We start from the raw sequence: 18,209 nt of genomic DNA on the forward strand, positions 1-18,209 counted from the left end.
AGGCAATGATCAAAATGGGCAAGGGATATTTGGAATGAAGACGCGATGGATTTGGATTTTGGGTTTGTGTGCGGGGCTTCTTTGGGCGGCACCTGAGGCAAAAAAAGAGGAGAAGCCCTCAAGCGAAGAGAGGGTGGCTTTGGTCGTGAGTGAAGCCATCATTGAGGGGAGTATGGATAGCCTTGGGAGCTTTGTGGGGACGCTCTACTTTGAAGATCGATCTTCTCTTGCCTCTGAAGTGAGCGGGGTGATCGAGGAGCTTTTGGTCAAAGAGGGGGCGAGGGTCAAAAAAGGAGAAGCTCTAGCACGCCTTAATAGCGACCTTCTCCAAAAAGAGATTGCCGCTAAAGAATCTTCACTCAAGCAGTCCAAAGCCCAAGCCGCCAAAGCCGAAAAAGAGTTTGAGCGTCTCTCCAAGCTTCATGCAACTCAATCCGTCTCGTTCAAAGAATATGAAGACGCCCTCTTTGACAAAGAGGCACAAAAGAGTAGCGCTGAGGCGGTGGCTTCAGATTTGGCGAGGCTTAAAAGTGAACTAGGGCGAAAGACACTCAAAGCCCCCTACGAGGGAATCATCCTCGAGAAGCTTCTCAATCCAGGGGAGTGGGTTGCCACGGGAGCAGCGATTTTCAACATGGCGAAGCTAAGCCCTATGGAGGCGAGCATCGAGGTGCCTTTTGAGACGATGAAGAATCTCAAGGTGGGGGATCGCGTCAATCTTAAGGTCGCTCAGAAAGAGTACCCCGCCTCTATCAAGGCGTTGATTCCCCTGGGAGATTCTAAGGCGCGCACTTTCCCTGTGAAGATTGCTATTGACAACTCCAAAGGAGAGCTCTTTGAGGGGTTAGAGGCGCGGGTGAGGCTCAAAACCCAAGAGAGCGCCTCAGGGCTTTTGGTGCCACGCGATTCCATTCTCCCTAAAAATGGACAAAATGTGATCTTTGTCCTCAAAGAGGGAAAGGCTAAGATGATCAATGTCGAGATTTTGGCCTATGAAGGACGATTGGCGCTAGTCAAAGCCAAGGGGATTAGTGCGGGAGAGAGAGTGGTGATTGAGGGGCAAGAGCGCCTAAGAGCTAATCAAGAGACGCAAGAGCGCCAAGCCCAATAAGAGAATTGCATGATTAAATATGTCATTGCCAAGCCCGTTGTGGTGATTGTTGGCATTATCCTTGTCGCACTCTTTGGGGTGCTGAGCCTCTCTCAAATGCCCTATCAGCTCACGCCCAGCGTGACGCGTCCCATCATCACCATCAACACGCTTTGGACTGGTGCAACTCCCTATGAGATGGAGCGAGAGATTATCGAGCGTCAAGAGAAGGTGCTCAAAGGAATCGATAACCTCATTAGCATGGAATCGCGCTCAAGAAATGGAAGGGCGGATATTACGCTGGAGTTTAAGATCGGCACTAGCCTAACAGAGGCGATGCTCAAGGTCTCTAATAAACTCGATGAGGTCAAAAAGTATCCCGATGGAATCGATAAGCCCATCATCACCGCCACAGGTGAGAGCACCTCGCCCGTGGTGTGGATGGTGCTTAAGACCCAAAAAGAGAATCCTCGCCATATCAATGAGTATCGGACCTTCTTCAATGAAAGCGTGATTCAATATTTTGAGCGAATTGATGGCGTGGCGGAGGTCTTTTTCCCCTCGGGCACTGATAGAGAGATGCATGTGGTGATTGACCACAACAAGCTCGCGAGTTATCAGCTTACTCTTCAAGACCTCATCAGCGTTCTTGATCTTGAAAATGCCAATGTTTCGGCTGGCACGATGGATTATGGGCGTCGTTCCTATCGCGTGAGATCGGTGGCCGAATATAAATCTCCTGAGCAGATTGAGCAGACGGTGGTCTGGAGCGATGGACAGAGGCGGGTGAGAATCGCTGATCTTGGTTATGTCAAAGAGGGATATGCGCGTCCCACAGCCTATGTGGAGCACAATTTTGAGTCTGGAGCGGTCGTGGGAATCAAGCCCACCCCAGGAACCAACATCCTAGAGCTTAGCGATGAGGTGGAGCGAGTCTTTTTCCGTCTGAATGAGGGAGTATTGGCCAAAGAGGGGCTTTATCTGGATTGGATGTATGATCAGCGAAGCTACATCAATGGGGCGATTTCACTGGTGCGCCAAAATATTTTGATTGGGGCTTTTTTGGCTGTTGTGGTGCTTTGGCTCTTTTTGCGAAGCTTCACCTCCACGGTGGTGATCGCGCTCTCCATGCCCATTAGCATCCTTGGGACATTCATCGTGATGAACGCCCTAGGGCGAACGCTCAATGTCGTCTCTATGGCGGGAATCTCCTTTGCTGTGGGGATGCTTGTGGATAGTGCGATTGTGGTGCTAGAGAATATTGATCGCCACAAAAGACTCGGTAAGGGAATCTTTGCCGCCTCTTATGAGGGGACCAAAGAGGTGGTCGGAGCGCTGGTCGCCTCGGTGCTCACCACGGTGGCCATTTTTATCCCGATCATCAACATGGAAGAGGAGGCGGGACAGCTCTTTAGGGATATTGCTCTCACCGCCAGCAGCGCCGTGCTTTTTTCGATGGTGGTCTCGATTCTGATTATTCCAATGTTTAGCTACCAGCTTCTCAAGCTCTTTGGGGTGGAGAAGCCACACCCTAAGAGCACTCTAGAGGGGGTAGGGGCCAGAATCATTGATACGGTAGTGGCGTGGGTGAAGGGGTGCACGGCTTCGGTTGGTTCGCGTCTTGCAACCATCTTTTTCTTCACCTTCCTCTCTTTGGCGATTAGCTACGCGCTCTTTCCCAAGATGGAATATCTCCCTGAGGGGAATCAAAACTTTGTCACCACCGTGCTCAATCCTCCTCCAGGACTCTCTTATGAAGAGCGCCAAAACATTGGCAAAGAGGTCTTTAGGCTCAATGAGTCCTATTTTGTTCAAAAGGGGTATGAGAAAAACGAAAAGGGTGAGATGCCTCCCATTCGCCATATGTTTTTCCTAGGAAGTGAAAACTTCATGTATTTTGGCACAAGAGGAGCGATCGAAGATCGCGCAGGGGAGATGATCCCTCAATTTTTAAAGACCATCGAATCGCTTCCAGGGATGACGGGAGTCTCTATGCAGCCAGGAATCTTTGAGCGAGGAATGGGCAAGGGGCGGACGATTGATGTGGATATTTCAGGAGTTGAGATCGAATCGCTCATCCAAACCGCTAGCGCCATGCAGCGACTCATCAAGCAAAGACTCCCCCAAGGGACACAGGTGCGCCCTCTGCCTAGTTTAGAGCTTATCTACCCTGAGATCAATCTCTACCCCGACTCAGACAAGCTCAAAGCCGCGGGGCTCAATCCCAGCACTTTTGGCGTAGCGCTCGATGTGCTTATGGATGGACGAGCGATTGCGGAGTATAAAGAGGAGGGGCGAGAGAAGATCGATTTGGTGCTCAAAGCCAACAAAGGTGAGCTCAAAACTCCCGAAGAGATCTACAACGCTCTTATCTACACGCCAAGCGCGGGGATTCTCCCCCTCTCCTCTCTCTCTGAGATCAAACGAGAGTATGGAATCACCGAGATTCGCCATTTTGAACGCAAAAGAACCGTGACGCTTCAAGTGACACCCCCTAAGAACATGCCCTTAGAGGAGGCGATGGAAAAAATCCAAGGGGAGTTTGTGGAAGAGCTGCAAAAGCAGGGGCTAATAGGGAGTAATGAGCTACGCCTCAGTGGAACCGCCGACAAGCTCACTCAGACTCGCCTAGCACTCCAAGGGGGGTTTGTGTTGGCGGTGGTGATTATCTATCTTCTCATGGCGGCGCTCTATGAGAACTTCATCTATCCGCTAATCATCATCTTCACGGTGCCTTTGGCAGTGGCTGGAGGGGTGATTGGACTCAAGCTTGTGAATCTCTTTTTGGCGAATCAGCCTTTAGATATTCTCACGATGCTAGGGTTTATTATCCTCGTGGGGACGGTGGTGAACAATGCGATTCTTATCGTCTATCAGGCGATCAATAACATTCGCGAAGAGGGGATGGAGGCCTATGAAGCGGTGATTCTATCCGTTAGGACGCGTCTTAGACCCATCTATATGAGCACGCTCACTTCGCTTTTTGGGATGTTACCTCTCGTCCTTGCCCCTGGTCCTGGGAGCGAGGTCTATCGAGGGCTTGGCGCGGTGATTCTTGGGGGGCTCACCTTCTCGACTCTCATCACCGTCTTTGTGATTCCCTCGCTTCTGCTCTTTGTGATTCAAAAAGAGAGGCTGAAAATCGACATTGAAAAAGCGGAAAAAGCAGGAGGAATCGCATGAAGTGGAGATTAGCCCTTGGGGCGTTGGCTCTTTTTTGGACTTTGGGGGCAGCGGCGCTAAGCATGGAAGAGGCAATTGATAAGGCACTCCTTTATAGTCAGAATGTAGAGCGCCAAGCATGGCTTTTGAAGCAGGCGCAGAGTGAGACTCAAAAGAGTCGGGGAAGTTTCTATCCCGAGGTCAATCTCAAATACCAAACCTATGGCAGCAATCGCTCCGATAATCGAGGAGAGAGTGATGGCAGTTATGCGCTTTTGGAGCTCCGATATAACCTTTTTAATGGACTGAGTGATCGATTCTCTCTCCAAAGCGCCAAAGCTCTAGAGGAGGCGCAAGAGTTTGCACTAGAGGCGAGCCGACAGGATTTGATCCTCTTGGTTAAAAACTCCTATATTGCTCTTTTGAAGGCACGCGAGAATCTCAAAGTCTCCCAAGAATCCGTGAGGCTTTTGGAGGAGCAAAGGCGCGAATCAGAGAACTTCTATCAAGTGGGGTATATTGCAAAAAACACTCTTTTGAAAGTCGAAGTGGAGCTCTCTAATGCCAAACAGACTCTTTTGGAGAAGGAGAGCGCGCTCGCTTACGCTAAGCGTGATTTAGAGCGTTATGTGGGCGAGCATATAGTGCTTGAGGGAGTTAAAGAGGTGAGGATAGAGAGTGCCTTGGAGACTTCAGAGATGCATTTGAGGGAGAAGATGTGGGCGAATCGCTCCGAGCTCCGCTATTTGGCCAAGAATAGAGAAGCCAAACGATATGAGCAAAGGGCCTCCGCCTCGAACTACTACCCCAAGGTGGACTTGGTGGGGGAGTATCGTAGCTATGGGGATAGCGCCTCCTTGGGGAATCGAAATGGCACCTATAACGATCGCACCGAAGGACGACTGGAGGCGAGCTGGAATCTCTTCAATGGGTTTAGTGACCAGCACAACCAAGAGGCGAAGCGATACGCAGTTTTGGCGATGGATAGTCAGATTGTGGAGACCAAGCGGGAGTTAGAGCTTCAGCTTTTTGAGGCGCTAGAGCAATATCGACTCGCTCAAAACGCTCACGAGGTGGCCAAACTAGCCCTAGAGCAAGCCAAAGAGAACTACCGCATCACGCTCAATCGCTACAAAGAGCGCATGGAGACCTCCAGCGAGCTATTGGATGCAGAGCTTCTCCTCACCAAAGCCAAAAGCTCACTCTTGGAGAAGCGCTACTCCATCGCCACCTCCATCGCCTCGCTTCAGAGGGTGGTGGAAGCTCAGTAGCTAATGATGCGATTCCTCCCGCTCTCTTTGGCGGTGTAAAGGGCTAAGTCCGCTCGCCTCACCAGCGTGTCTAGCTCATCTTCAGGGCTAAACTCCGTCACACCAAAGCTTGAGGTGATGGGAATATTCTCAAACTCCATCCCCTCAATCGCCGCGCGCAGGCGCTCGGCAAGCTCTAGGGCTTGAGCGAGTCGATAGCCTTGGGCTAAGACGATAAACTCTTCTCCGCCCCAGCGCGCGATCATCGCCTCTTTGTGTTTGAGTTGACGCTTGAGAGTGGAGGTGATCGCTTTGAGCACGCGGTCGCCAAATTGGTGGCCGTGCGTGTCGTTGATCGTCTTGAATCGATCCACATCTAAAAGCATCAACGAGAAGGGATGATTCGAGCTTTTGGCGCACTTGATCTCTTGGCGGAGAATCTTGTTGAACTTGTAACGATTCCAAACTCCCGTGAGCGTGTCGGTGTGGGCGATGTGCTCTAGCTTTTGATTCTGCTTCTCTAGGATCTGTTTGGTCTTGATGTGTTCGGTGATGTCAAATTGAAGAGCGATGAGCTCAGTGATCTTGCCATCAGCATCAAAGAGTGGAAACATTGAGGCTTGGATGAAGTAGGGTTCACCTTTTTTATTCAAAAGCTCAATCATTCCTTTCCATGATTTTCCTCGTAAAACATTCACCCAAAGCCCGCCATCAAGCCGACTCAAATCTTGACGAGGGGAGACCATGTGGCGATAGATTTTGCCTGTGAGCTCCTCTTTGGAGTAGCCAGAGATTTGGCAAAAGGCTTCATTGGCGTAGGTGATGGTCTTGTCCAAGTCGATCTTGCAGATCATGGCCGTCTCATCGACAATGCGTTTGTATTCGCGCAGCAAGCTTCGATTCTGCCGTGCCTCTTCACGCCGAATGAGCAACTCGATACATCGATTGATGGAGGCGAGGAGCAGTTGGATATCGATGGGTTTGAGCAGGTAGGTCTCCACTCCTAGGCGCGCGGCCTCTGAGACGAACTCTTCATTATCAAAGGCAGAGATGACGATCACGGGAGTGTCACCCAACTCTTTGATCTCTTTAGTGAGCGCCAAGCCATCCATCACAGGCATTTTAATGTCCGTGATGACGATATCGGGGCGTTTCTCTTTGAAGATCGCGAGCGCCTCCTCTCCATCGCTAGCCACTAAAATATGGTCAATATAGCGCTCTAGCACATTGAGGGCTGCCTCTTGAACCTCTCTCTCATCCTCCACAAAAAGGATGGAGAGTTTTTTATAAAAAGGCGTGAGTCGGACCATGTTTGGCATCCTTGCGAAGCTCAATGGGGATGAGCAGAGTGAAGAGCGCCCCACTCCCTGGGGGCTCTTGGTTGATGACGGAGATTTTCCCCTCCATGTTTTTTTCAATGATGATTTTACTCATATAGAGTCCAATTCCTGTCCCTTTTCCCTGCTCTTTGGTGGTGAAATAGGGATCAAAAATCTTCTCTTTGATTCCTTGGGGGATGCCCACTCCTGTGTCTTGGATTTGAATCTCCAAAAAAGGCTCTTTAAGGGAGAGAAAAAGGTCAATTTTCCGCTCACAAAGAGGATCAAGCACGATTCTCTCTTCAACAGAATCGATGGCATTTTTGAGGAGATTGAGAAGCACCTGCTTGAGCTCGTTTTGGTAGCCAGTGATGGTGAAATCTTTGGGAAGCTCAGAGTGGAGCAGACAGGAGATTTGAGAGAGTCGAGCTTGATTTTGAACCATGGCAATACTTTTTTGAATCTCCTCTAGCACCTTGAAGGTTGAGGTGGCCTTGGAGGGGCGAAAAAAGTTACGAAAGTCATCGATGGTGTGCGACATAAAGCTGATGAGATCCATGGAGGAGTGGACAAAATGGTCCACATAAGAGGGGGTGAGCTCTTCATTTTCATAGGCGAGTTCAATATCTTGGATTTTGACGGCTAGGGCATTGATAGGTTGCCTCCACTGATGAGCGATAGAGCCGATCATCTCCCCCATAGCGGCGAGCTTGCTTTGTTGAATGAGCAGATTTTGCTGGTGATTCTTCTCCTCTTTGAGGAGATACTGCTCAGTGAGATTCCTGAAACTGCAAAGAAGCAGATTGGAATCTTCTTCTTGGAGGGTATTGAAGCTGAGTTGTCCTAGGAGCTGTTCGCCGCTTTGACTTAAGAGAGTGATGTCATGAATCTCTCGCCGTTTAGCTAGGATATCTTGGAAAATGGGCTTGATAGAGCGTGCGCTCATAGCACGAAGAAGGCGATAGGGGGGCAAGAGTCTTAGCTCCTCCTTGGAGTAACCTAAGAGCTTTTGGGCGGTCTGATTGCAGTCGATAATGCGGCGCTGGCGATAATCGATGAGAAGGATGGCATCGTAGCTGTTTTCAAAGAGTTGACGGAATTGTCTCTCTAGGCGAAGTTTGCCCATCACTTCGTGGCGGACGCGCTTCTCTAGCTCTATATTGAACCGCAAAAGCTCATCGCGAAGGCGCTTGTTCTCTGTCACATCAAGAATCGCTCCTTGGGCTTTAAGGAGAGTTCCTTTTTCATCTCGAATGAGCTTGACGCTAGAGTTGAGCCAGCGCCCCTCTCCTTTTTTAGTGAGAATCTCGTAATCTTCGGAGATGTATTGGGTCTCTTGGCTCTGGTTGAGGTGAAGATAGTGTTCTTTAATGAGGGTGCGATGAGGCTCTTTTATGTGTTGAAAAAAGAGCTCCGCGCGAGGCTCAACCTCAAAAGGGGTGTAGCCAAGAAGCTCATAGATTCCCCTAGACCACCAAGTGTTTTTTTGGGATAGATCCTCTTCAAAGCTACCCATTTTGGCGATTCTTTGAGCATCATCTAAGCGACGCTTGAGCTCTTCAACCTCCAAGAGTCGTTCGGCGAGCTCTCGTTCGGCGTGGGCGTCTTTGATGAGATTGGCGGCTTTGAGGATGATCTGTTCGATGGAGAAGGGTTTGTTGATGAAGTCGTTGGCTCCATGCTTGAGCACCTTGGCGATATGGTCGTTGTTGAGCGTGGAGGAGAGGGCGATCACAGGGAGGGTGAGGTTTTGGCTATTTTCTCGAATCTTGTAGAGAATCTCTAGACCATGCACATCGGGCAAAAAGAGATCGAGAATCACAAGGTCAATCCGCTCGCTCTCGATGAGCTCTAGCGCCTCTTTCCCACTGGAGGCAAGGGCAATGGAGTAGTTGCGTATCTCAAAGACGCTTTTGCACATTTCGCGAATGGCACGGGAATCGTCCACCACTAGAATCGTGTATTGGTTGTTGTGCTCCACCTTTTCGATGAGAAGCTCAATCTGCTTGCAGATGTAGTCCATTGGGTTGTTTTTGGAGATGTAGTCCAAAACACCAAGCTTGAAGTAATCATCGCGGATGAGCTGATTTTCATTGGAGGTGAGGATGATCACCTTGGATTGGCGAATCGCCCTAGAGACCATCTCTCTAGCGTCTCCATCAGGCAGCGTGAGATCAAAAATCCCATAATCAAAAGACTCCTCACGCATCGCCTCCATCGCCTCTTTGAGAGAGAAGACCGAACGAATAAGAAACCCTAGCTCTAAAAGGTATTCGCTCAAATAGCGATTGATCGAGCGGGAATCTTCAACGATGAGGAGGCGCTTTGGGGTCATCGGAGGGGTTTATCCAAAGACGCGGGAGAAGATTCCCCCCACATTTTTGGTGTAATAACCATAGTCAAAGCAGGCTCTGATGGCCTCTTCGGAGAGCTTTTCGCGAAGCTCTTCATCCCCTAAGAGGTGCTGGAGGTAGAGGCTCTCACCTTTCTCATTGAGCGCGCTTTTCCCTTGCTGGAGATCGGCCCAAACCTTCATCGCATTGCGCTGAACGATCTTGTAGGCATCCTCACGACTCACCCCCTGCAAAGGAAGCTCTAGAAGGATTCTTTGAGAGAAGACAAGACCGCCCGTGAGGTTGAGGTTTTTCATCATGTTTTCTGGATAGACCACTAGCTTTTCGATCACTCCAGTGAGGCGCTTGAGCATGAAATCGGTGGTGATAAAGCCATCAGGCAGGATGAATCGCTCCACGGAACTGTGAGAGATGTCACGCTCATGCCAAAGGGCGACATTCTCCATGGCGGGAATCGCATAGCTTCGAATCATGCGGCAAAGCCCTGTGATGTTTTCGGTGAGGACAGGATTACGCTTGTGGGGCATGGCGGAGCTTCCCTTTTGACCGGGGGAGAAATACTCCTCCGCCTCGTAAACCTCGGTGCGCTGATAGTGCCGTATAGCAATGGCGATCTTTTCGCAACTGCTCGCTAGGAGCGCAAGGTCGCTCATAAGCCTAGCGTAGCGATCGCGCTGAATCACTTGGTTGCTTGCAGGCGCTGGAGTGAGCCCAAGCTCTTCGCAGACATACTCCTCAAGCTCTAAGGGGGCGTGGGCGAAGTTACCCATCGCACCGCTTATTTTGCCCGCAGAGATCACCTTCATCGTCTCTTGGAGGGCTTTGAGGTGGCGATGGATCTCATCATACCAAATCGCTAACACCAATCCAAAAGTGATGGGTTCGCCATGGATTCCGTGGCTTCGTCCGACCATGAGAGTGTGTTGATGCTCAAGTGCGCGTTTTTTGAGCGCCTCCATCAATTCGTTCACATCTTGGAGGATAAGGCTTAGACTATCGCGCATCTGGAGGGCAACAGCGGTATCGATACAATCAGAGCTGGTCATGCCATAGTGGACAAAGCGCGATTCCTCGCCGAGGCTCTCAGAGACTGAGGTGAGGAAAGCGATCACATCATGCTTGGTGGTCGCTTCGATCTCATCGATTCTTGCTACGCTAAAAGAGGCATTGGCACAGATTTTTTCACACGCCTCATCGGGGATGAGACCCAAGCGATTCCATGCTTTGACTGCGGCTTTTTCAACCTTGAGCCATGCATCATATTTGGCCTCTTGTGTCCATAGATTCTTCATCTCTTCCCTAGCGTAGCGCTCAACCATTCATTATCCTTATGAGAGTTTTGATAGAATCCAAAATCTACCACAAATCCACTTAACCTTCGCAGGAAAATCGATGGCTTTCGTCCAAAAAACCTTTCATCTTCACACTCCCACTCCACTCTTTTTATTTTTAATGCGAGAGTTTTCTATCTCCCAAAAAGAGGCGCAAAAGTGGATTGATAAAGGGCGCGTGAGAATCCAAGGAGAGCCCTTTTTAGACAAGAGCGCTAGAGTGAGCGGGGAGCTTGAAGTGCTCTTTTTCAGGCCTGATTCTAGGGGCTTGGAGCCGCTCTTTATCGCTCCTTTTTTTGCCCTCTTTGATAAGCCAGCGGATCTACTGGTTCACCCCAAGGGGACTTTTGAGCACTACTCGCTCATGGATGAGGTGAGGCTGAGGTTTGGCCAAGAGGCGGATTTGGCTCATCGAATCGACAAAGAGACGAGTGGAATCGTGCTTATCACCCGCTCTAAGAAAGAGGGGGCGATTCTAAAAATCAACTTTTTTAATCGCGAGGTCAAAAAGTGTTATTGGGCGCTTGTGAGGGGCAAGATGGAGGGAGAGAGGATTCTTGATTTCCCCCTAAAGGCGCAGAGCAAGCGGCTTGATCTTGGGGTGCGCATGAGGGTGGATGAGAAGGGGAAGAGCTCGCTCACCCAAATCAAAGCGCTTGATTATGAGGCTTTGAGCGACACCACTTTGGTGGAGGCCTCACCGCTCACGGGGCGGACTCATCAGATTCGCCTCCATCTCGCTCACGCAGGGTATCCTATCCTTGGAGACCCCCTCTATGGAACAAGTGATGAGCTAAGCCGTGCCTATCTTGAGCAAGCGATGGATCAGGAGGAGCGAAGACGATGTTTTGGTGCTTCAAGATTGATGCTTCATGCGCAAGGGCTTGGATTCCCCTATAAGGGGAGCTGGTATGAGATCGTGAGTGGACAGGATTTTCTAGGAGAGGTGGAGGGGGCGAGGGAGGCGCTTAGGCAATTCCGCTCTTAATGGGAACAAAGACGCAGCGCTCTAGGATTTTGGTCTCTTTGAGTTGGCCTCGATATTTCTCAAAGCGCTTGATCACCTGAGCATTACCCTCCTCGATGGGGGCGATGAGTATCCCCCCCTCCTCTAGCTGATCCGCGATGGCTTGAGGGATGGAGGGGATGGAGGCGGAGAAGAGAATGCGATCATAGGGGGCGTATTGCGCCCATCCCTTTTGTCCATCATCGAGTTTGGTGTTGACATTGGAGATTTGGGAGGTTTTGAGGCGACCTCTAGCCTCAAGGAGGAGGCGCTCGATTCTCTCAATGCTAAAGACACGGCGAAAGAGGTGGCTTAGCACCACCGCCTGATAACCGCTCCCACACCCAATCTCTAGCACGCTATCAGCCCCTTTTGGCTCTAAGTATTCGCTCATCTTGGCCACCGTTAAAGGGGAGCTAATCCACTGGTTTTCACTCATGGGGAGTGCATCGAGCATGAAGGCCAAATGCCTAAGACCGCTAGGGACAAAAAGCTCCCGATCGACTTTAAGAAGGGCTTTGTAAACCTCAGGAGAGAGGGGGAATCGAGCATGAATCTCCTCCACCATCCGTGCGGTTTTGATGTGATTCATTTAGAGTCCTACGTTGATGTAGCGTCGGACTTTTTTGATTTCGGTGAGATCGGCATCCAAAAAGATGATCTCTTTCTCATCATCCTTGGTGACGATCCCAAAGGGCGAGATGATCGCGCTCCCTTTGGCCATGCTATCGTTTGCGCCATCGCTGGCGATCACAAAGGCTTGATTGGCGATGGCGAGGGCTTTGGTGAGGGTCTCGAAGTGATCCTTGCGCTCTTTGCCCCACTGAGCAGGTACAAAGAGGAGCTCACAGCCTTTGAGGCGACTCCATATTTCGGTGAAACGGAGCTCAAAGCAGTTGATGGCGCCGCATTTGATGCCATCAATCTCAAAAGGAACAATCTCCTCTTCGCTTCCCGCCTTGAAGTGGTTGTGCTCATCGCCAAGGGGGAAGAGTCGACTTTTGGATTGTTTGTGGAGGAGCTCGCCTCGGTGAAAAACCTTGAGGTTGTTGAAGTAGTCAATCTTATTCTTCTCGATCATCGTCACAATGATAGTCTTCTCTCTGGAGAGGGCAAGAAGCTCTTCTGTGGCCTCTTTGGCAAACTCGGCCGCCTCATCCATGCGCTGATAAGAGAAGTGGGTGAGGGAGACTTCAGGCGCTAGGATGATCGAATCCTCTCGGCATTTGGAGATGAGATTCTTGAGGGTGGCGAGATTCTCCTCGAAGTTTTGCTTGGTTTTGAATTGGAGCGAATAGAGTCGTTTAGAAATCATCGAAGTTGATACTCCCTTTGGCGTAGTTGGTGACATTTCCTTCAAAAAAGTTGGTCTTTTGCTCGTTGAAACTGCTGAATTGATCCACCCATTTGATGGGGTGTTTCGCGTTATACAATATCGGCATTCCAACGCGTTTGAGGCGATCATCGGCGAGGTATTGGATATATTCGTGGATGATCTCGCTAGTGAGTCCTAGAATCTGCCCTTGGGTGATGTAATCTCCCCATGCCGATTCGACAGCGACTGCTTTTCTGAACATCTCAACCACCTCCTCTTCAAGACTTTTGGTGAAGAGGTCGGGACGCTCTTTTTTGAGGGCGTTGATCATGTTCTGGAAGATGAGCAGGTGGGTTACTTCATCGCGTTGAATGAATCGAATCATCTGCGCACTTCCTAGCATTTTACCGCTTCGTGCGAGTGTGTAGAAAAAGGAGAAGCCCGCATAGAAGTAGATTCCCTCTAGGATTTGGTTGGCGAACATGGCTTTGAGCATGGCGCTATCAGTGGGGTTTTTGGCGAGCTCCTCATAGACGCCCGCGATGTGATCGTTCTTGCTTTTGAGCTGCATATCCACGCGCCACATCTCATAAATCTCATCGGTGTTAGCCGAGATTGATTCCACCATCACGGCGTAGCTTTGGGAGTGGAGTGCCTCCTCAAAGGCTTGGCGCACGAGGATGAGGTTGATCTCAGGGCTTGTGATGTAGGGATTGACATTATCAATGAGATTGTTGGTTTGGAGCGAATCCATGAAGATGAGCTGAGAGAGGGCGCGATCATACCCAAGTTTTTCAGCAGGAGTGAGACCTCCGTTATAGTCGCGCTTATCGGGGGTCATGTTCACCTCTTCAGGGAACCAAGAGTTGGCCAGCATCACTTTCCAGAGATTGTAGGCCCATTGATATTTGATTTTGTTGAGCTCAAAAATACTGGTGGGATTCCCGCCAAAGATTTTTCGTTCATTGACGGTCTCGGTGGATTGGGGGTTGTAGATCTTTTTTCGTTCTATCATGGAGTGATTGACCGTTCCTAATGATTTCAAAGTTGAAGTTTAGTTGATTATAGAGAATTAATAGTAAAAAGGAGATAAGATAATTGACTTTTCGGGAGCACTCCCTCAATATCTCCGCCTAGGGCAAAAAGGTCAAATATGGACAGGATCAAACTGAGAATCGAAGGGATGCATTGTAGCGCTTGTGCAGAGGGAATCATCGCCAATCTCTCCAAAGAATCGGGTGTTTTGGATGTGAGTGTGAATGCCATCACGGGCAAAGGGCGCATCCAATATGAAGAGGAGCGTATCACTCAAGAGAGGATCATCCGCCTCATCGAATCGTATGGGTTCAAGGCGTTTAAGGAGAGCAGCAGAGATCAAGAAGAGCGGGAGCTTCAGGAGCTTGGGCGGCGATTTTTTCTCTGCCTGCCTCTCTTTTTGGTCATTTTTGGGCTTCATATGTTCTTCCCCCATGAGCCCCTCTATCTCTACACACAGTTTCTTTTAGCCAGCGTGGTGCAGTTTGTCGGTGGAGCAGGCTTTTACAAGGGGGCAGGGGGTCTTTGGCGCACCAAGAGCGCAGACATGAATCTCCTCATCGTCATCGGAACTTCCGCTGCTTATCTCTACTCATGCATCGCGCTTTGGGCGCCTTCGCTCTTTCCTAACACACAGATGGGGCTCTATTTTGAGGGTTCTTCAGCGGTGATCACCTTTGTGCTTTTGGGTGAATGGCTCAAAGCAAGAGCCAAAAAGCGTTCAGGCGAGAGCGTGAGAGCTCTAGCGAGTCTCCTTCCTCAAAGAGCGCGGCTTTGGCGAGAGGGGGCCGAGGTGGAGGTGGAGCTCTCTGAAGTGGGGGTGAATGAGATCTCTCTTGTTAGGGCGGGGGAGAAGATTCCTTTAGATGGAGAGATTGTTGAGGGGGAGGCCGAGGTGGACAGCTCCCATATTAGCGGGGAGTATCTGCCCGTGCATAAAAAGGTCGGCGATGGGGTCGTGGGCGGGAGTATCGCTGTGAATGGCTATCTCAAGGTGCGTGTTCTTAAATCCGCCCAAGAATCGCTTCTTTATGAGATGGTCGATCTGCTCGAAGAGGCTCAGAGCCAAAAGCCCCCCATTGGGAAGCTTGCCGATCAAATCGCCTCAATCTTTGTGCCCGCCGTCATCTTTCTCTCCCTCTTGACGCTTGGAGTGTGGATCTTTTGGGGTGATGGCTATGAGCATGCTTTTTTGGCGAGTGTGGCGGTGCTCATCATCTCTTGTCCTTGCGCGCTGGGTCTAGCTACGCCCATCTCGATTGTCACAGCGATCTCTAGGGGGGCTAGAGAGGGGATTCTTATCAAAAATCCTGATGTAATTGAGCGTGCCGTAGTGATTTCTAAAGTGGTTTTGGACAAGACGGGCACTCTCACCCAAGGGATGCTCTCTATCTCTAAAGTGCGATGGATGAGAGAGGCTCCAGAGGGCTTTTTTGAGATGCTTTTGGGAATTGAATCAACGAGCGCTCACCCGATTTCTCTAGCCCTCACGCGCTATGCAAAAGAGCAGATTAAAGAGGGGAGCGAAGCGGCTCTTATTCCCGAATCGCCTCAAAATTTTATCGGCCTTGGGTTGGCGGCGAAGTTTGGAGGGGAGGAGTTTGTGGTGGGGAATAAGCGGCTTATGATTCAGAAGGGAATCTTAAGCGATGAGGCGCTTTTGGAGAGCTTGAGGGAGGAATTTTTGGGCCTTAGCACGATTTATGTGGCCTATCAAGGAGAGATGATTGCAGCCATAGGCGTGGAAGATTCTCTTCGTCAAGGGGCTAGAGAGATGCTTGAATTCTTTAAAAAGCGAGGGATTGAACCTGTCATTTTGAGTGGAGATTCAAAAGAGGCGGTGTTGGATTTAGCTCAAAGATTAGAGATTGAGCGATTTTATGCAGAGGTGTTGCCCAAGGATAAGCACAGAGTAATCAAAGAGCTCAAAGAGGAGGGGGGAGTGCTCTTTGTGGGAGATGGAGTGAATGATGCCCTAGCGCTTGAAGAGGCAGACATGGGGATCGCCCTCTCTAGTGGCACGGCAATTGCCCAAGAATCGGGGGATATTTTGCTGATGAAAGAGGAGCTTACAGGGGTGAGTGAGGCGCTGGAGCTTTGCCTTTTTGCTTTGAGGAATATCAAGCAGAATCTCTTCTTTGCCTATCTCTATAATACGATTCTCATCCCTGTAGCAGCGGGCGCTCTCTATCCTTGGTTTGGAATCTTGCTTCAGCCCTCTTTTGCGGGTGCGGCGATGGCGCTAAGCTCGGTGAGCGTGGTGAGCAATGCGCTTCGAATCGGACGATGGAAAAGCCAAGGCGCCCTTGGGGCCTAGGCTTTGAAGTAGGGCTTGAACTCCTCGTGGGGTTCGCGTTCGGAGTAGAGATAGAGGGAGATTCCGATGGGATCAATGATGGAGAATCCTCGATCACCCCAAGGATGATCCTCTAGGGGCATGAAAACTTCTAGCCCCTCTTGGGTGAGTCGTGCGTGTTCGGCGTCCACATCATCGACTTTGAAATTGAGCATGATTCCTTCTCCGCTAAAGCTAGGCATCCCCTCTTGGGGGTGCATGAATTGGAGCGATAGCGTAGAGTGGGGGAAACGCAGGTTGAGATACCACCCGCAGTCAAAGAGAGCCTCGGCCAGAAAATGGCGCTGATAAAATTCACGGCAAGCGTCCACGCGTTCTGTGATGAAGCAGGTGGAGAGTTCGAGAGTTTTCATTGTTGAAGCTCCTTGTTTGGGATTCAAAGGAGGGACTACTGGAGTGTGTCCCAAACCATCGTGGCTTTGCCATCGACCTCTTCGACCGCGCACATTCCCATGATGTTGTAGCCGCCATCGACATAGTGAATCTCGCCGCTCACACCGCTAGAGAGGTCAGAGAGAAGATACATGGCGGAGTTGCCCACCTCTTGGATGGTGACATTTTTTCGCAAAGGAGCGTTGGCTTCGTTCCATTTGAGGATGAATCGGAAATCGCCAATTCCACTGGCGGCTAGCGTGCGGATAGGACCAGCGGAGATGGCATTGACGCGGATTCCTTTTTTGCCAAGGTCAAAGGCAAGATAGCGCACCGTTGATTCTAGAGCGGCTTTGGCCACTCCCATCACATTATAGTGAGCGACATGCTTCACGCTTCCAAGGTAGCTGAGGGTGAGGATTGAGCCTTGAGAACTGATGATGGGGAGCAGGGCTTGGGTGAGCTCAATAAGGGAGAAAACGGAGATCTCCATGGCGATATTAAAGGCACTTTTGGGGGTGTTCACAAATTCACCATCAAGAGCATCTTTGGGGGCAAAAGCCACGGAGTGGACGATGAAATCAATCTCTCCGAAATCTTTTTGGAGCGATTCCCTAAGGGCTGTGAAGTGCTCAGGTCGGCTCACATCTAGCTCATAGACATAGGAGCTTCCAAACTCCTCAGCGATGGGACGGACTCGCTTTTCGATCTGCTCATTCATAAAGGTGAACGCAATTTCTGCACCCTGTTCTTTGCACGCTTTGGCGATTCCATAAGCGATCGACTTGTTGTTGGCGACTCCGACAATGAGCCCTTTTTTCCCTTTCATAACCATATTTGAAACTCCTTTGAGGTTTAAATTTTTTGAATCATTTGGCAAAAATCTTCCACTTTGAGCGAAGCGCTTCCAATGAGCGCGCCATCGACTTCAGGGAGAGCGAGAATCTCGGCGATATTGGAGAGATTCACGCTTCCGCCATAAAGGAGAGGGCAAGAGAGATGCGCTTTGAGAGCGGCGTGGGTCTCTTGGATCTGCTCTAAGGAGGCGCTCACTCCCGTGCCAATCGCCCAAATGGGCTCATAGGCTATGATGAGCTTGGGATAGGAGAGATCGATTCCCTCTAGCTGGGAGAGATTGTGACGAATCGTTGCCTCGATTCCTGCCCTTCTCACCTCTAGGCTCTCGCCGATGCAGTAAAAGATCGTGTAGCCCAAGGAGGCGTAGTAGCGAAATTTTTCTGCACAGAAGGCTTGGGATTCTCCTAGGATTCCTCTTCGTTCGCTATGCCCGATAAGGATCGTTTGGATAGCCAGCTCTTCTAATTGCTCGCTTCCTACTTCGCCCGTGAAGGCTCCACTTGGTGCGGGGTAGGCGTTTTGTGTTCCAATGCAAACCCCTCCAATATCATCGAAAAAATCGAGGGCCAAGGGAGGCGGGAAGAGAAAAATATCATGCTCGCAACTTGTCTCAAAGAGGAAATTGGAGAGACGCTCTAGATAGTGTCGAGTCGATTTTCGCGTGTGATTTGTTTTGAAATTGGCGGCTAAAATCATCGCTCGCTCCTATAAAATTTTCAAAAGACCAAAACTCGATTCTATCCAAAATTGACTTTGAGGAA

The 18,209-nt window shown here is 50.1% G+C and carries 14 protein-coding genes; 5 read left to right on the top strand and 9 right to left on the bottom strand.

Annotated features, from left to right (window positions below):
- Nucleotides 1–34: 34 nt before the first annotated feature.
- The 3 genes from WS_RS02025 to WS_RS02035 are packed head-to-tail and all read left to right on the top strand — an operon-like array spanning nt 35 to nt 5,523.
- A complete protein-coding gene (locus WS_RS02025; protein WP_081454405.1) occupies nt 35–1,111 on the top strand; it encodes an efflux RND transporter periplasmic adaptor subunit in 1,077 nt (358 codons plus the stop codon).
- A 9-nt stretch (nt 1,112–1,120) separates the two neighbouring features.
- Nucleotides 1,121–4,273, top strand: coding sequence for an efflux RND transporter permease subunit (locus WS_RS02030; RefSeq protein ID WP_011138356.1), 3,153 nt, complete (start codon nt 1,121–1,123; stop codon nt 4,271–4,273).
- Nucleotides 4,270–5,523 carry a TolC family protein gene (locus WS_RS02035; protein ID WP_011138357.1) on the top strand — a complete coding sequence of 418 codons (1,254 nt, stop codon included), beginning with the start codon at nt 4,270–4,272 and terminating at the stop codon, nt 5,521–5,523. The genes WS_RS02030 and WS_RS02035 overlap by 4 nt, the downstream gene beginning before the upstream one ends.
- Here WS_RS02035 and WS_RS02040 read toward each other — a convergent pair.
- The 3 genes from WS_RS02040 to purB are packed head-to-tail and all read right to left on the bottom strand — an operon-like array spanning nt 5,517 to nt 10,494.
- A complete protein-coding gene (locus WS_RS02040; protein ID WP_011138358.1) occupies nt 5,517–6,812 on the bottom strand; it encodes a GGDEF domain-containing response regulator in 1,296 nt (431 codons plus the stop codon). The genes WS_RS02035 and WS_RS02040 overlap by 7 nt on opposite strands.
- Nucleotides 6,787–9,156, bottom strand: coding sequence for a response regulator (locus tag WS_RS10530; protein ID WP_011138359.1), 2,370 nt, complete (start codon nt 9,154–9,156; stop codon nt 6,787–6,789). Before WS_RS10530 ends, WS_RS02040 begins: the two co-directional genes overlap by 26 nt.
- A 9-nt stretch (nt 9,157–9,165) precedes the next feature.
- Nucleotides 9,166–10,494: an adenylosuccinate lyase gene (gene purB, locus WS_RS02050; protein ID WP_011138360.1), complete on the bottom strand. Its 1,329-nt coding sequence runs from the start codon at nt 10,492–10,494 to the stop codon at nt 9,166–9,168.
- A 73-nt stretch (nt 10,495–10,567) separates the two neighbouring features.
- Here purB and WS_RS02055 point away from each other — a divergent pair, with 73 nt between their 5' ends.
- Nucleotides 10,568–11,494: an RluA family pseudouridine synthase gene (locus WS_RS02055; protein WP_011138361.1), complete on the top strand. Its 927-nt coding sequence runs from the start codon at nt 10,568–10,570 to the stop codon at nt 11,492–11,494.
- Here WS_RS02055 and WS_RS02060 read toward each other — a convergent pair.
- The 3 genes from WS_RS02060 to WS_RS02070 are packed head-to-tail and all read right to left on the bottom strand — an operon-like array spanning nt 11,475 to nt 13,842.
- Complete coding sequence (locus WS_RS02060) at nt 11,475–12,104, bottom strand: protein-L-isoaspartate(D-aspartate) O-methyltransferase (RefSeq protein WP_011138362.1); 630 nt, start codon at nt 12,102–12,104, stop codon at nt 11,475–11,477. The two genes, WS_RS02055 and WS_RS02060, sit on opposite strands and share 20 nt — an antisense overlap.
- The gene (locus WS_RS02065; RefSeq protein WP_011138363.1) at nt 12,105–12,827 is read right to left on the bottom strand and encodes a nitrilase-related carbon-nitrogen hydrolase; all 723 of its coding nucleotides are present in this window, start codon (nt 12,825–12,827) and stop codon (nt 12,105–12,107) included. It abuts the gene before it with no gap.
- Nucleotides 12,817–13,842, bottom strand: coding sequence for a ribonucleotide-diphosphate reductase subunit beta (locus WS_RS02070; RefSeq protein WP_011138364.1), 1,026 nt, complete (start codon nt 13,840–13,842; stop codon nt 12,817–12,819). Before WS_RS02070 ends, WS_RS02065 begins: the two co-directional genes overlap by 11 nt.
- A gap of 138 nt (nt 13,843–13,980) precedes the next feature.
- Here WS_RS02070 and WS_RS02075 point away from each other — a divergent pair, with 138 nt between their 5' ends.
- On the top strand, nt 13,981–16,179 hold the full coding sequence (locus WS_RS02075) for a heavy metal translocating P-type ATPase (RefSeq protein ID WP_011138365.1): 2,199 nt from the start codon (nt 13,981–13,983) through the stop codon (nt 16,177–16,179).
- Here WS_RS02075 and WS_RS02080 read toward each other — a convergent pair.
- The 3 genes from WS_RS02080 to WS_RS02090 are packed head-to-tail and all read right to left on the bottom strand — an operon-like array spanning nt 16,176 to nt 18,144.
- The gene (locus tag WS_RS02080; protein ID WP_011138366.1) at nt 16,176–16,571 is read right to left on the bottom strand and encodes a VOC family protein; all 396 of its coding nucleotides are present in this window, start codon (nt 16,569–16,571) and stop codon (nt 16,176–16,178) included. The genes WS_RS02075 and WS_RS02080 overlap by 4 nt on opposite strands.
- A 35-nt stretch (nt 16,572–16,606) precedes the next feature.
- Nucleotides 16,607–17,425 (bottom strand): enoyl-ACP reductase FabI, encoded by an 819-nt coding sequence (gene fabI, locus WS_RS02085; protein WP_011138367.1) that lies wholly within the window; start codon nt 17,423–17,425, stop codon nt 16,607–16,609.
- A gap of 20 nt (nt 17,426–17,445) precedes the next feature.
- Nucleotides 17,446–18,144, bottom strand: coding sequence for a triose-phosphate isomerase (locus WS_RS02090; RefSeq protein ID WP_011138368.1), 699 nt, complete (start codon nt 18,142–18,144; stop codon nt 17,446–17,448).
- Nucleotides 18,145–18,209: the final 65 nt, after the last annotated feature.

It is taken from the genome of Wolinella succinogenes DSM 1740 (assembly GCF_000196135.1).
GTDB classification, from domain to species: Bacteria; Campylobacterota; Campylobacteria; order Campylobacterales; family Helicobacteraceae; genus Wolinella; species Wolinella succinogenes.

Coding starts and splice junctions, on each gene's coding strand:
- WS_RS02025 (WP_081454405.1), top strand. CDS start 35: ATGAAGACGCGATGGATTTGGATTTTGGGTTTGTGTGCGGGGCTTCTT.
- WS_RS02030 (WP_011138356.1), top strand. CDS start 1,121: ATGATTAAATATGTCATTGCCAAGCCCGTTGTGGTGATTGTTGGCATT.
- WS_RS02035 (WP_011138357.1), top strand. CDS start 4,270: ATGAAGTGGAGATTAGCCCTTGGGGCGTTGGCTCTTTTTTGGACTTTG.
- WS_RS02040 (WP_011138358.1), bottom strand. CDS start 6,812: ATGGTCCGACTCACGCCTTTTTATAAAAAACTCTCCATCCTTTTTGTG.
- WS_RS10530 (WP_011138359.1), bottom strand. CDS start 9,156: ATGACCCCAAAGCGCCTCCTCATCGTTGAAGATTCCCGCTCGATCAAT.
- purB (WP_011138360.1), bottom strand. CDS start 10,494: ATGGTTGAGCGCTACGCTAGGGAAGAGATGAAGAATCTATGGACACAA.
- WS_RS02055 (WP_011138361.1), top strand. CDS start 10,568: ATGGCTTTCGTCCAAAAAACCTTTCATCTTCACACTCCCACTCCACTC.
- WS_RS02060 (WP_011138362.1), bottom strand. CDS start 12,104: ATGAATCACATCAAAACCGCACGGATGGTGGAGGAGATTCATGCTCGA.
- WS_RS02065 (WP_011138363.1), bottom strand. CDS start 12,827: ATGATTTCTAAACGACTCTATTCGCTCCAATTCAAAACCAAGCAAAAC.
- WS_RS02070 (WP_011138364.1), bottom strand. CDS start 13,842: ATGATAGAACGAAAAAAGATCTACAACCCCCAATCCACCGAGACCGTC.
- WS_RS02075 (WP_011138365.1), top strand. CDS start 13,981: ATGGACAGGATCAAACTGAGAATCGAAGGGATGCATTGTAGCGCTTGT.
- WS_RS02080 (WP_011138366.1), bottom strand. CDS start 16,571: ATGAAAACTCTCGAACTCTCCACCTGCTTCATCACAGAACGCGTGGAC.
- fabI (WP_011138367.1), bottom strand. CDS start 17,425: ATGGTTATGAAAGGGAAAAAAGGGCTCATTGTCGGAGTCGCCAACAAC.
- WS_RS02090 (WP_011138368.1), bottom strand. CDS start 18,144: ATGATTTTAGCCGCCAATTTCAAAACAAATCACACGCGAAAATCGACT.